This window comes from Streptomyces hebeiensis (assembly GCF_052983195.1).
The window spans coordinates 4317978-4332918 of sequence record NZ_CM129812.1 but is presented as its reverse complement, the minus strand read 5'-3'; the positions used below and the strand labels follow the sequence as shown (position 1 = coordinate 4332918).

The 14941-nt window shown below is 73.8% G+C and carries 4 protein-coding genes (1 of these 4 running past the window's edge); all 4 read right to left on the bottom strand.

Annotation, left to right across the window (positions count from 1 at the left end; all coding sequences use genetic code 11):
* Positions 1-20 precede the first annotated feature (20 nt).
* Entirely contained in the window at positions 21-1076 is a 1056-nt protein-coding gene (locus tag ACU6P3_RS18690) for a type VII secretion system-associated protein (RefSeq protein WP_447193298.1), read from the bottom strand.
* Positions 1077-1553: 477 nt separating this feature from the next.
* Positions 1554-2507 carry a type VII secretion system-associated protein gene (locus tag ACU6P3_RS18685; protein WP_447193297.1) on the bottom strand — a complete coding sequence of 318 codons (954 nt, stop codon included), beginning with the start codon at positions 2505-2507 and terminating at the stop codon, positions 1554-1556.
* 63 nt (positions 2508-2570) lie between these two features.
* On the bottom strand, positions 2571-3353 hold the full coding sequence (locus tag ACU6P3_RS18680) for a type VII secretion system-associated protein (protein ID WP_447193296.1): 783 nt from the start codon (positions 3351-3353) through the stop codon (positions 2571-2573).
* 18 nt (positions 3354-3371) lie between these two features.
* Positions 3372-14941, bottom strand: the 3' portion of a protein-coding gene (locus tag ACU6P3_RS18675) for a lonely Cys domain-containing protein (RefSeq protein ID WP_447193295.1). Its footprint extends 49867 nt past the window's final position; only the last 11570 of its 61437 coding nucleotides appear in the window; its start codon lies off the right edge, out of view — the gene reads right to left on this strand; its stop codon occupies positions 3372-3374.

Here is a 14941-nt window from a genome sequence, read left to right as displayed (position 1 = left end):
GAAAGGACCACCCCAGGGTGTCACTCCTCCGGCCTCCCGCCGACCGGAGCCTCGCCCGCCTCGGTGGCGGCGGGTGCGTCGGGCACGTCCGACGCGTCGGGCACGCCGGACGCGTCGGCCCGGCCCGCACCGTCCTCCGCGTCAGCCGTGGCGATGTCCGCGGCCGCCTTGTCGTCCGCCTCGTCGTCCATCGCCCGGACCGCCGGATCCGCCACCCGTACCGCGTGGATGCGCGGAGTCCTCGGCTCTCCCGTCCCGTCCACGCTCACCGGGCGGGCCTCGCCGCGCTCCTGGGCCGCGATCTCCTCGGCCAGCGCCTCGGTCTCCATGATCATCCCTGCCGGTCCGGTCGGGTTGACGTAGAGGGAGTGCCCCTCGGGCAGCCCCTCGACCACGTCGGGCACCGGCACCAGCCGGGCGGCGAACGTCCCGACGACGCGGTAGTACGCGGGGCTGGTGAAGACGGGGATCACCGGCTCGCCCTGCGCCGACCGCACGGCCACCGGCTCGCCGTCGGGGCCGACGAGCACCGCGACCTTCGCGGCGGCCAGCGTACGGAGGACCTCCCCGGCGGGTCCGTAGCCGGTCACGGCGCGCTGGATCGCGGACTCGACCGGGTCGGTGGCCCTGGGCCAGCCGAGCGCGTCCGGGGAGGGGCGGTACTCCTCGTTGTCCTCCCACGCCACGACAGTGCCCGAGGAGTCCGTACGCCACCGGCCGGGGATCGCCCAGTCGGGCGGCTCGCCCTCGCCCGACCACGCGGGATCGGGAACGCTCAGCCACCGGTCGGGCAGGCCGCGGGCGGCCTCGACCACTTCCGGGGGCGGTTCGGGCAGGGACGCGGCCGGGCCGTCCGCTCCGTCGGTCCGGTCCTCGTCGGTCCGGTCCTCGTCGGCCACGGCCGTCGGCCCGACGGTGGCGGCGGACTCGACGGCGGCGGACTCAGTGGCGATCTGCCCGAACACCGGTATCACCCCGGCGTCTTCGGCAGCGGGGAAGGACTCTGGTTCGGGCTCGGGCTCTGGTGCGGGCAGAACAGGTTTCTCCGGGACGGCCCTGTCGTCGTACTCACTCACCGGCGGGCACTCCAGAAACAGAAGACACGGTCCATCCTTTCGAACTCACCCTCATCAGTTAACAGTCTGGTGGCGCAGACCTCTAAGTCGGGGTTCCCTTCCATGACGTGCCGGGGCGTGGAACGTGAACGTCGTGTGACACGACAGGATCGTGGTCCGGTCCGAGGACGACTCTGTTCCCGGCCGCGTCCGGCAGCGCGCTCCTGACGCCCCGTTCGTACGCCACGAGAGGTGCCGTGCTTCGAGGAAGACGCCGCCCGTCGCCTCCGCGTTCCACCGCGCGGGCAGAAAGCGGAATCGCCGACCGCGCGTGGGAACGCCGTCGGTTACGGGCCGGAGACCACCTTGGAGTACCGCCCGAGGATACCGTTCAAAGGTCAACCGTAGGATCACAGTTTCGAGTTCGACGGCCGCGCTCGCCGTCCCCGCTCCGGTTCGCCGGTGGCCCCGGCGGTCTCCGCCGGGGCCACCCGCGTATCAGTTCTCTTCCGCCGCTCCGGGCCCGGGCCGCTCCGGCTTCCCGGCCGGCCCGTCGCCGCTGCCCGGCCCGTCCTCCGCGCTCTCGTCCGTCGGCCACTGCGCGTCCGTGGGGAAGTCGGGCCATCCCTCGACCGACCCGAGGTCCGGCAGATCCGCGATGCCCTCGGGCGAGCCGCCGGCCGGTGCGGGAGGGGTCGACCACACGTCGGCGGCCTCCTCCGCCTCGTACCGCTCAAGGTCGGACTTGGCCTCCCGCAGCGAGCTCGCCGTGACGAGCTGTCCCACCGGGGCGGAGGAGCTGAGGAACAGCACCTCCTTCCCTTCCGGCAACCGGTCCAGGAGATCGGGTACGAACATCACCTCGTGCGGAGGCAGTTTGTCGTCCTCCAGCTCCGGTGACGGCGAGAAGACGGGCACGGCCTCGGTACCGTCCTCCGCGTCCGTCACCGCCAGGCCGCCGTTCTCGTCGAGACACACGGCCACCTCGGCGTCGGCGAGCATCAGGGCGAACAGATCCTCCGAGGCGTATCCGGTGGCGACCAGCTGCACGGCGGCGTCCACGGGACTGACCGGCGGGGCCCAGCCGTGCGCGTCGGGTGAGGGACGGTAGTCGGTGTTCACCTCCCACTCGACGATCTCCCCGTTCTCGTCGCTGCGCCAGCGCCCGAGGCTCGCCCAGGAGGGAGTGGGCTCGCCCTCGTCACCGTTCCAGTGCCGGTCGATCACGGACAGCCAGTGGTTGGGGGCCGCCTTGGCGGCCTTGATGTAGTCCTCGGGCGGCTCCCGGAACCCCGGTTGGCCCTTCAGCACGGCGGACGGACCGCCCTGGACGGGACCGCCCGGGACGGCCGGGGGCGGGCCGCCCGGGCCCGCGCCGACGGGCTCGTCCGCGGTGTCCGCCTCGGCGGTGTTCTCAGGCTCCTGCTCCGGAGTACCGGAAGGGCTCGTCATGGGAGGCAACTCCATCGGTGTGCGGTCAGCGGTCAGCGGTACGCAGTGTGCGGTACGCCGCGGTCAGTCGCCGAGGCCGGGGGTCGGCTCCTGGCCGGCCCCTCCCCCGGCACGGGCGCCGGCGGGGGTCTCGCCGGCCGGGCGCTTCGGTACGTCCGCGCCACCGGCCGTCGAGGAGGGCGCGGGGGCCGACCGGCTTTCGGTTTCCTCCCCGTCCGGCGTCTCCGCGGCTTCCTGGACCGCCGCTTCGACCGCCCGGCGCAGGGCGTCGGTCTCCACGGTCATGCCGACCGGTCCGGAGGGGTTGAGGTAGAGCACATGGCCTGCCGGTATCCGGTCCACCACGTCGGGAACCGGCATCAGTTCGTAGCCGAAGCGCCCGGCCGCGTGCAGGTACGTGGGGGACGTGAAGACGGGCACCACCCAGGCCCCGTCGGGCGAGGTGGCCGACAACGGGACGCCGCCGGGGCCGAGCAGGACGGCGACCTCCGCCACGGCCAGCGTCCGCGGCACCGCCTCACCCGGGCCGTAACCGGTGGCGGCGAGCTGGACCGCCTCGTCCACCGGATCGGTCGGCGCGGACCAGCCGAGCGCCTGGGGCGAGGGGCGGTACTCCTCGTTGGGGCGCCACTCCTCGATATCGCCGTCCAGGCCGGACCTCCACTGGCCCACCACCGCCCAGTCGGGCGGTTCGCCCTCCCCCGACCACGCGGGGTCGACCATGCCCAGCCAGTGGTCGGGAGCGAGCCGGGCGGCTTCCTTGATGTCGTCGGGAACCGGCGGCGCGGTGTCGTCGGCGGCCCCGGCCCCGGCGGTGGGCGCCCCGGCGGCGGTGTTGTCGTTCATGATCTCCTCGCTGCGGTGTTACGCACGGTCGTTCAGTATGTGGCGGAGTTTGTCGGCCAGGGAACCGGACGGGTCCAGGCCCCGCGCACGGAACCAGGCGTCGACCAGGCGCTCCAGCCGGTCGGCGGTCAGGACACCGTCGTCCGAGCCGGGCGGACCGTCGGGACCCGGCGGATCCAGCGGGCCCAGGGCCGTCAGCACGTCCAGGACATCCTCCAGGACGTCCCGGTGGTCCGCCGACCACTCGGCCACCGCCGGATCGGCCGGGTCGGCCGGTTCGTCCCGCTCCCCGCCGGCCGGCCGGCCCGCCGTCTCCGACGCGTGCTCGTCGGGGAACTTGCCGTCGACGGCCACGTGCTCCCGCAGCTCCGCCTCGGTCAACGGGGCGATACTCCAGTAACGGCCCCAGTTGTTGACGTAGTCGAGGTCGGCCGGCACCGCCTCACCGCTCTGCCTCAGCCGGTCGAAGACCATCTGGGCGCCCCGCATGATCTCGTCCAGGGAGTGGTGCCTCGCCTGCAGCATCTCGGCCAGCAGCGCGAGGCGCACCAGGCCCAGGTCGACGTCCAGGCCCCATGCGTCGCGCATCTTCGCGGCCTGCGACATCAGCCGGTGGGACGAGCCCGAGGTGCCGGCCAGGACCAGGCCGCCGTTCATCTCGGCCTCGGACTGCGGACGGGTGTCCATGGCGATGTCGAAGCGGTTCGTTCCCGGGATCCACGGGACGCCGTCGTCCGGCATCAGGGCCCGCTCGGCCTCGCTCAGCGGCGGCGACAGGTCCTCGGGGCGCACCGGTGTCCGCAGCGTGTGTTCGGCCTCGGCCATCCGCGCCTGCTCCCCGGGCGTCCTGTCCGGCCGTCCGGTCAGCTCCTCGTAGGCCGTCATCTCCTGCGACGGCGGCCTCGACGCCACGTACTCGGCGGCGATCACCTCGGGCATGGGGTCGGGGCTGCCGAGCAGGTCGGAGATCAGGCCGCCCCGCCGGTCCGGTGACTGGGCGCCGATCCACAGCATGGCCATGCGTTCCCGCAGGTTGCCCGACTCCACCACCGCCAGGAGCCGGTCCCGGTCGGTGCCCACGGCGCCGTCGACGGTGCGGTCGTCGGAGCCCAGTTCCGACCAGCGGCCCGCCCGCACGGCCCGCTCCCACAGCTCGCGCACCATCACGCCGAGCTGGGCGTTGGCCTCTTCGTGACCGCCGAGGTACCGGCCCAGCCGCTCCTCGAAGCGCACCGCCTCCTCCATGTAGCGGATGCGGGCCCGGACCCACTCCGGCGCCTGCCGGGCCGTCGCCGTGCGCAGGACGGACACCGGCGCGGAGGACAGGGCGTCCGCCACCCGGCGCAGCCGTGCCTCGCTCTCGGCGGTGGTGTCGCCCGGTCCGTCCGGAAGTCCGGCGAGGTGGCGGTCCCCGTCCCGGACCAGGAGGGCGGGCGGTGTGCTCTCCGGGCGGTCACCGTGGAACGTCACCTCGCCGTCCGGGTCGGCCACGGCCACCGTCACGCCGAGCCCGCGGACCACCGCCGCCACGAGCGGTCCCATCGGCAGGTCCGCGCCCTCGGCCCCGTAGGAGGAGTCGGCGATCAGCACCCGGAGATGCTGGGCCGGGCTCAGGGAGACCCGCGAGGCCGGGAACCGGTCGCCGAGAAGCATCGCCTCCGCGCGCTGGGCGGTCCCGAGCCGTACCCCGATCCTGTCCAGGAGCCGCAGCGGAATGTTCCGGCTCCCGTCGAGCGGCTCCACCGGCACGTCGGACACGTCGTCGTCGGTGAGGGAACCGTCCAGCCAGCCGCGGAAGTCGTCGGCCGTCTCGATGCCCGCCTCCTCCAGGGCGTCGGCCGCCACGTACCGGAGGGCGAACAGCAGGGTGTCGGCGCTCCGGTCGCCCTCACCCGGCGACTCGTGGAGGGCGAAGACGGTGCCGTCGAGCTCGGCGGCGTGCGGGCCGGTGCGCCGGTAGCCGTCGACGGGCGCGGGAACCTCCGGGGCCACGACGGTGTTCTCGTCGTTCGCCGGTGTCGGATCCGTGTCCGCGTCGTCGTTCGCGTCGTCGTTCGCGTCGGCGTCGGCGTCGGTGAGTTCCACGATCCGCGGCTGCGGCTCGCCCTCGGCGTTGTGGTAGGCCGGGTGCGGGTAGGCGGGCGCCTCCCGGAACTCGTAGTCGGCGAACGGCCGCCCGGTACTGGGCTCGGTCTCGATCTCGCGGACGACGACGTTCAGGGCCATGCCCGGCGCGTAGAGCACCTCGTCCTCTTCGAGCCACGCCGAGAACGGCGTCACCACGCGGGCGGTGGAGTTCTCCACGTACCCCCGCATCGGGTGCCGGTCCTGAGCGTCGCCGATCTGCTTGGCGTCGCCCCGCGTGTAGCCGATCGCCGTCGCCGACTCCTCGGTGGTGCTGCGGAACCGCGGCATGTACAGCGTGTCCGCGGTGAGGAGCGGCGAGTTCCCCGGGAACTCGTCCAGACGTCCCGGCAGCCAGCCGCCCCACCACACCTGTCCGTTCAGCGGCGGCAGGATCTCCAGTGCCTCGGCCGCCATGTCGACGTGCGCGGCCAGGTCGTCGTACACCCCGTCGGCGACCCGGTACACCCGGCGGCGCACCTCGGCGACGGCCGGGCCGGTCGCCTCCGGGCCCAGGTTCCGCAACGCCTCGATCGCGTCGAGGAGGTCGTGGTCGGAGATCAACAGCTCCGGCAGGAGCGTGTCGTCGTTCGTGGCGTCCTCCCGCGCGTACCGCCACACCTGCTGCCTGATCATCCAGCGGCCGACGGCCTCGCCGAAGCGGCCACCGGTGACATAGGTCTTGAAGAGCGCGTGATCATCGCCGGTGTAGAGGAACAGCGCGGTCAGATGGCCCGGCGTCAGGGCGCGCAGGGCCGCCAGGCCCCGGTCCCCGAACCGCTGAAGCCACGCGGTGGCCGCCTCGACCCGTTCCTGCTGGTCCTCGTCGTCCAGCGAGGCTCCGGTCAGTGCCGCCCTCAGCGCCGCGCCGATGTCCTGGGGAACGGCGACGTCGTACTTGGAGACGAAGCGCGTCGTGCTGTCGTAGGCGTGGTGGTGCGGCAGGGACGGGCCGATGCCGAAGGCGCGCCCGGCCCACTGGTGCAGCCGCGCACCGTCGCGGGCGACCGCGGCGCGCTCCGCCCCGGTGCCCAGGCCCGCCAGGTGCGAGACGCGCAGCACCTCGTGCAGGGAATGGGTGTCCGTCAGGATCGACCAGGACAGCAGCGCCTTGCGGAAGGCCATCAGCTCGGGCCCGCTCGCCCCGATCGCCCCGTACGCCTGCAACAGCCACAGCGCCGGGCCCACCGTCCCGCCGACGTAGCGGAACCCACGCATGTCGTGCGCGGTCCGGTACGCCCCCTGCCGGGGACCCGGCGGCCTGGGCGCGCGCGGCGAGCGGAGCCAGCCGGGCAGGGTGTGCCGCAGGGTGACGGGGCCCTGGCCGCCGTACGCCGCGCGGGCGAACGCCTGCATCAGGTCGAGCACGGACGGCCCGGATTCCAGGAACCGGCGCACCGCGTCCGGCTGTCCGAGCCACCGCTCGGCCTCCGGCCCCTGGAAGAAGGCACCGTCCGCGGCGGACGCGCCGTGCCGCTGCGCCAGTACGTGGTGGAGCCGGGCGACGGCCCTCATGAGGCCCTGGACGGCCTCGGGGTCGGCGGCCAGCTTCCGCGCCAGGGTCTGCTCGAACTGGAAGCTGAGCTGTCGCCACTCCCGTTCCTGGTACAGCGGGGCGAAGCGTACGGCGTCGGGCGAGCCGACGACCCGCCATCCGGGCACCGACCAGGGCGGGCCGGTACGCGCGGGCGGTCCCGCCGCCACGAGGGAGGGGGCGGGCGCGGGCTCGGCCAGGCTCCGGTCCGCGCCGGCCCGGAACCTCGGGGGAACGCGCAGCCAGCCCGTGGGGCCCCCGTCGGCGGACTCCAGGAGGTGGATCTCGGCCGTCGGATCGCCCTCCTCGTCCTCACCGGGCGTGACCGCCGTCCGGCCGGTGTTGAGATACACGTCCAGGCCGGTGAAGTCGGCGATTCCCTGGGCCCGTTCGACGGCGCGCCGCAGGCTGTCGCCCTGTCCCTGGGGCGCGGTGCCGGCCTCGGTGGCGGCGCGGGGACCGGTGGCGGGGCGGGTCTCGGTGTCGCACGCGAGGACCGTGATGCTGGTGAAGCCCGCCGCGGCCAGGTCCTGGCCGAGGACGCGCCCCACCATCTCACTGTCGGCGCCGACGGGCATGTCGTTCTGACCGGCGACGGCGTAGCCGCCCTCCGCGCCGTGGGACGTCCAGAAGAACGTGCCGGAGTCACCCGTGGCGGGCAGCGGACGCCGCACGGCCACGCGTTCCCCGGCGGGGCCGCGGCTCCACTCGGTGTAGTGCGTGGCCTTGGGCAGGTGGCCGTAGAAGGGCTCGCGCAGCGCCCAGTCGCGCCGGGTGAAGGACGCCTTGCCGACCGTCCGGCCGTCCCCACTGATCTCCTGGACGGCGATCGCTTCCGCGGAAGGCGCGGTCTCGTGGCCCGCCCACGGGGTGTTCCAGTAGTCGGACCTCGGATACGCGGGGGCCGGTGCGTCGATGCGGTCGTCGTCACCGAGGCGGGAATCGGCGTCCGAGGGTGCGTCGGAGTCGGCGTCGGAGTACGCGTCGCTGTCCGAGGCACCGGCATCGGACAGGTCGGAGTCGGAGGGGCCGAGGTCGAACAGGTCGTCCACCGAGTCCTCGAACGCGGCCGGGGCGTAAGGCAGCGGGTCGGCCTGGGACGCCGTGGGGAGGCCGTCGGGCAGCGGGGTCGCCTCTTCGGCCACCTCGCTCAGCATCGGAGGCCGCCGGTGGGTTTCGACGAGCCGCCGGCTGACGACGTCGAACCTCATGCCCGGCGGATACAGCGCCTCGCCTTCCGACAGGTGCTTGAGGAAGGGCGTGCCGTCACGCGCCGTCGAGTTCCTGACCTCGATCAGCTTGCGGTGCGTACGCGCGGGAACGGCCTTGTCTCCCAGGGCGAATTCGGTCGCCTCCTCGACCTTCAGCGACGTGCTGCGGAAGAACGGTACGTCGATCGTCCCGGCGCCGTACATGGGCCCGTTCTCGGCCGGCGCGTCCAGGGGCCCGGGCGCCCCCCGCTCGCCCCACCAGGCGGTCCGCCCGACGGGCGGCAGGATCTCCAGCGCCTCGATGGCCATGTCGATGTGCAGCTTCAGCTCGCCGTGCAGCCGGTCGGCCATCATGTCCACGCGGCGCCGCAGCCGGGCCAGCTCCGGGCTCGGAGTGTCGAGATCGGGCAGTTCGGACAGTTCCTCGTACAGATCCATGAACTCGGGCTGGCTGACCAGGGTGAGCGGCGGCATGTCCAGCTCCTCCTCGCGCGCCGACTCGAGGATGTAACGCCAGGCGTGGAAGCGCACCAGGTGGCGGCTGAGGCCCTGGCCCAGCCGTTCGCCGTTGAGCACCGCCTTCATCAGCCGGTAGTCGTACGAGCTGTAGAGGTACAGGGCCGTGATGTGGGCCGGGGTGAGCCGGCTGAGCGCGTCGGCGCCCCGGTCGCCGTACTTCTCCATCCACTCGGCCATGACCTGGAGCCTGCGGGACGAGGCCGGCGGCAGTTCGCCGCTCAGCACCGCGTCGGCCATCGTGACGAGGGCGTCCGGCACGTCCATCGTCCCGGTGAGCTCGAACGGGAACGTCATGCGCCGCTGGTAGAGGTCCTGGTGCGGGGGGAGCAGGGCGTCGAGCGTGTCCCGGTCGGTTTCGGGGCTGATCAGCCCGCTCTCGATGAAGTGGCGCACCGCCCAGGCGTGCATCGAGGCACCGTCCCGGGTGACGGCGGCGCGCTCGTCCGCGGCGCCCATCCCGATCAGGTGGGAGGCGCGCAGGATCTCGTGCAGCGACTGCAGATCGTACGGAACCAGCCAGGTGACCAGAGCGGCCCGGAACTGCGGCAGCGAGGTGGCCGGCAGGCCGAGCGCGGCGGCCATCCGCAGCAGGCGCAGCGCGGGGCCGCGCTCACCGCCCACCCGGCGGAAGCCCCGGCTGTCGAAGACGGCGCGGTAGGCGCTGTCCGCGTCGACCCGCTCGTCGCCGGAGAGGGCCTCCTCGATCTGGCGGGGCAGTCCCGGGCCGGCGTACGCGGCGCGGAGGAGGGCCCGCATCAGCCCGTCCAGCGCCTCCGGCTCGGGGGGCGCGTCGAGCAGCTCCGCCAACGCGGCGGCCGGGTCCTCCGGCATCGCGTCCGGGTCGAAGAACGCGCGCACCGCCCGCTCTTCCCCGTTGCGCCCGGCGAGCTGCTCGTACACCCCGCGCACCACCAGTCCGACGGCCTCGGTGGGTTCGGGTGCGTAGCTCAGCGCCTCGGCGAGGTTGTCCTCCCAGTCGACGGCGGTCTGCCGCCACACACGCGACCGGTAGAGGCCGGTGAAGCGCGGCGTGTCCGGGGCCCCGGCCGGCCGCCAGGAGGACACCGACCAGGGCGCTCCCTCGGCCGCGTCGATGGCCTCGAGCTGCTCCGGGGTGGCGTCCCGCACAGTCCCCCTGACGTTGAACTGCTCGGCGGACGGATAGCCGAACGCGGTGCGCCGCCCGGTTCCCGCGCGCGAAGCCCGGGCCGGTACCCGGGGGCCCGACCAGTTGTCCGGATACTCCGTCACCCAGCCGGTGGCCCGCCCGTCGGCATACTCCAGCAGGTGCGGCGACACCTCGGACACCGCCGAGCGCCCCACCGGCAGATGGACCGGCAGCCCCGCGCCGTTCGCCATCCGCCTGGCCCGCGCCCGGGCCTCCGCCTCGCTGCCCGCCACATCGCCGGGACCGCACGCGAGCACCGTGACACTGCGGAAGCCGCGCCCTCGCACCGACCGCAGCAGCCGCCCGGCGTACGAGCCGTCGTCCCGCCGCACGCCACCGTCCTCGGTGACCAGCGCGAGCCCTTCGGCGCCACCGTGCGACGCGAAGAAGAACGTGCCGTCGGCCGTGCCGCCGCCCGGCAGCGCCTGCTCCGTCGCGACCGGCCGGCCCGCGCCGTCCCGCTCCCACGACACGAAGCCCGTCGCACGGTCCAGCCGGCCGTACCCCTCCTGTCGCGCCGCCCAGTCCGCGTCGTCGAACGACGCCACGCCGATGAGCTCGCCGTCCTTCCCGTGGATCGGCCGCAGCACCGGCTCGGGCCGCTCCCCGCCCTCGGCGCCGGCGGTCGCCGGACCGATGCCGAACAGGCCGTCCGGGGAGACGAGTCCGGGGGCCCGACGGGCGGCGCCGGACGCCTCATGACGCGGCGTCGCCTCCCGGACGTCGATGGACTCGTACGGCGTCGTCCGGGCGTCGGCCGGAACGATCGTCCGGGTGGAGATGTCGAAGGAGGCGCCCGGCGGATACAGGGCCTCCGTCTCCAGCGGCAGGGCCGCGAACGGGTTGACCTCGCGCGCCGTCGAGCGCGCCACGTGCACCAGCCCGCGGTGCGCGTCGCTGGGAGCGCCCTTGCTCCGGTGCATGAAGCCGAGGGCTTCTTCCCGCACCAGCGCCGTGCTCCGGAAGAACGGCGTCGTGATCCGGTCCCGGCCGTACACCGGGCCGTCCGCCGGCGGCTCGCCCAGCGCACCGGGCATCCCGCGGTCGCCCCACCAGACGTCCTCGTTCACCGGGGGCAGGATCTCCAGCGCCTCGATCGTCATGTCGACGTGCAGCGCCAGCTCCTCGTAGACCGCGTCGGCCATCGCGTCCAGGCGGCGCCGCAGGCCGGCCACCTCGGGGGTCGATTCCTGGAGGTCGTCCACGTCCCACATCGCGTCGAACAACGCGGCGAAGCCGGGCTGCTTACGGAGCGTCATCGGTACGAGATCCGCGGCGCCGACCTCGGCCATCCGCCGGACCATCGCCCAGGCGTTGAGGCGCACCAGGCGACGCCCGAGCCCCGCCCCGAACCGCTCCCCGTTGAGGAACGCCTTCATCAGCCGGTAGTCGGGACCGCTGTAGAGGTGTACGGCCGTCAGGTGGGCCGGGTCCAGCCGCTCCAGGGCCTGCCTGCCCGCGTCGCCGTAGCGGTCCAGCCACGCGTGGAGCGCCCGGCTGCGGTCCGTGTCGGCCGGCAGGGTTCCGGCGAGCGCGGCGTCGACCAGGGTCACGAGGCCATCGGGCAGATCGAGCTTGCTGCGGGTGATGTCCCGGCCGAACGTCATCCGCTCGGCGTACAGCGCCCGGTGCGGCGGGACGAACCGCCCGGCGGAGGGGTCGCCCGGGGCTGTCCGGGGCGTGCCGGACGTCCTGACCGAGTCCGCCACCCAGGTGTGGAGTCCGGCGCCGTCGCGCAGCGCGAGGTCGCGTTCCGCGTCGGTTCCCAGGCCGAGTCGGTGGGAGGCGCGCAGGATCTCGTGGAGCGACTGCAGGTCGGCCGGGATCGCCCAGGCGATGAGCGCGTCGCGCAGCGTGAGCAGTTCGGCGGGCGACGCGCCGAGCGCCGCGTAGGTGCGCAACAGCCGGAACGCGGGGCCGTGCTCGCCGCCCACCCGGCGCAGTCCCCGGCTGTCGTGCACGTCGCGGTACGCGCTGCCCGGCGTGTACCGCCCACGGCGGCCGGCCGGACGGGCCAGGGCCTCGGCCGCCTCGCGCGGCAGCCCCGGACCCGCGTACGAGGCGTACGTGAGCGCGGTCATCAGCTCGTCGACGGCGAGCGGTCCCGGGGGCAGCGTACGCAGCCGCTCCAGCTCCGCGGCCGGGTCCGCCGGAACCGCGTCCGGGGCGAAGAAGGCGCGCCGGGCCGCGTCCTCGCCGTGGCGCGCGGCGAGTTCGTCGTACATACGGGACACCGCGTCGCGAACGGTTTCGGTGAGCCCGTCGGTCCGGCCCGTGTGCTCGGCGAACGCGAGCTCCAGGTCCGCACTGCGACGCCGCCATTCACGGTCGCGGTACATGCTCGCGAACCGCACCGCGCCAGGCGATCCGGCGGGCCGCCAGGACGGCACCGCCCAGCCGGGAGTGTCGTCGGAGGCGGTCCCGGTGCCCGTGATCTCCGCCGTGCCTGTGGTCTCCGCGCTGTCCGCGGTGGCGTCCGCGGTGTCCGCCTGCGGGGTGTTCGTCTGACCTGCCGGGGACACGGGAGTGGCGTTGATCTGGACGGGGGCCGGATAGGCGATGGCGGAGCGCTCGTCCCGCTCGACGGAACCGGTGCCGTCGCGGCCGCTGTCGTCCGGGCCGGCCTCGGGAAGGGTTCCGGGCGCGAAGTGGAACATCCCGACGCCCGAGTCGTGCCGGGTCAGCGGTGTCGGCCAGGGCGAGGTCTTCCCGGCGAGGGCCCCTGGACCGGCCGCCGTGGCCGTGGTGACCGTCCCGGAGGAGGACGGCAGAACCGGCCGGGCCTGCCAGACGGTCTTCTTCCACTGCCCCAGCTTCTTCTCGCGGAGGGCGGTGATGCGCAACGGGTCGAACGGGTCGTCCTCAAGCACGTCGAGCGGTCCGCTGTAGGCATAGGCGTTCCGGCCGGTGCGGTCGGAGAACGCCTGCGGCCGCTTCCCTCCGTCGGCCGCGAACTCGGACATCGGGAAGACGACGGGAATACCGACGCTCACCTCGGTCACCAGCGGGGCGAGGTCCAGAAGGGCCCAGAGCTCCTCGTCGGGGATGGGCATCGGAGGGTGCCCGGGCAGGTGGATCACCACGGTGCCCTGGTCGGTCCCGGTCCAGATCACCCTGGTCTTCCTGGGCTGCTTCTTGGGCTTCCACCGCGCCGGGTTGGTGAAGGTGTGGGTGCCGTTGCCCTTCCGCACCCGCGCGTACCAGTGGTCCACGTCCACACCGTTCGGGGCCGGGCGGCCGCTCCAGTTGTAGCCGGTCGCCTCCGTACCGTCGGTGAGGATCTCCTTGAAGGCGCCCAGTTCCTTGAGGTGGTGGGCGGCCAGCGCGTGCCGGTCGGTGACGTCCAGGCCGCTCACGTGGGCCCGTGCCGCCAGGAGCGTCAGCTCCATGATCTGGTCATCGCCCCACGGGTCCGTGGCCGCCAGGTGGAGAACGCCGCGGCCCAGGCTCTCCTGGTCCGCGTCCGACATCCGGAACAGGACCAGGTCGGCCGCGGCCACCGTGGCCCAGAAAGCCCGTGTGATGTCCTTCGGGCCCGCCTGCGTGACATCGGGCAGGCCCAGCGTGCCCTGTACGAGAGTCAGTCCGTTGGCGCCCGAGAACTCGTCGAGGGCGTACCCCAGGGCGGTGTCCTGGACCATCTCGCCGAGCCGGGCGTCCGGCCGCGAGGTCACCTGGCCCCGGGCCGCGTCCAGGACCCCCAGGTAGGCGGACTGGTCCGGGGTGTCCCCGCCGATCCGCCGCGCGAGGAACGTCCACATCTCCATCCGGAACGGCGTGGCCGCCCGCAGGACCGGGTCGTTGACGCGCAGGGTCTCCAGCGCGCCGATGCCCTTCAGCACCCGCTCGTACCGGCCCCCCGGCACACCTCGGTCGTCCTCGACGGCGACGCCGAACGCCTCCCGCAGCGCACGCACCAGCCGCAGCGTGGCCGCGCGGACCTCCGGCGGCACGGCACCCGGGACGCGGTGCAGCTCCGCGTCCCGCGCCAGCTGGTCCAGCTCGTGATCCAGCGGCTCGGGACGGGCGCGGTCCACGCGACCGACCACACCTCCCGGAGTGTCCTCCACGACGAAGAAGTCGTCGTCCACCCCGGCGATCGTGGACTTCGCGTCGACGTCCAGTCGGCCGGCGTTGGCCGTGTGCTGCGCGAGCGACAGCCCCTCGTCGTCCAGGGGGTCCTCCACGCGGGGTACCGGCCGGCCCTCCCACTGATCGCGGTCGGGGTCACCGGCCGACAGGCCGTAGCACGCCTCCAGCCCGATCCGGTGGCCGGGGGGCAGCTCCCTGACCTCGCGCAGCCCGCCGATGTACCGCCCGCCGTCGGCCGCGGACAGCCACACCGTTTTGCCGTCGCGCAGGACGAGTGCCATCGCGCCCGGAGTCCCATGGGCGTAGTACGCGTAGACCGCGCGGTCCGGGGTGAGCGTCTCGGAGCTGACGTGCTTGTCGCCCTCGCCGGTGGCCACGTAGTGGATGAGCCGCTTCTTGTGGAAGAAGGTCCGCAGCCGCTCCTCCCGCGTCGCCATGTCGTCGTCCATCGAGATGCGGCCGAACCGCTCGCGGCGGTCGAAGACCAGGGGCCGGGTGTCCACATCGCTGTCGCGGAACCGCCTGCCGTCGAGCGCGGTCCACTCGCGGTCCTCGAACGGCGCGGGCACCGCGGGCGCGTCGAACGGCACCCAGTCGCCGTGCCAGCCCTCGGTGTCCCGGACCACCATCGTCGGCACATGGGCGCCCAGGTCGTTGTCGTGCCGCAGCCGCCCGTCACCGCTGGGCGCCCACACCCGCCGGCCCAGCCGGATGGCGACCGCGCGCATCAGCTCCATGTTCTGCGACCCCGCATACGGAATCGCCAGCACCACCGGCACGTGCGGCGGCAGCTTCGCCAGCTCCGGGTCGTGGGCCAGCTTCTTCGCGAACGCCTCGGCGCTCAGCTGCTGCCCGTCGAAGGCCCGGTCCCCGATCACGTACGCCTCGCCGCCCCACGGCGCGGACTCGTCCGGCTCCTCCACCTCCGGCTCGCCCAGCC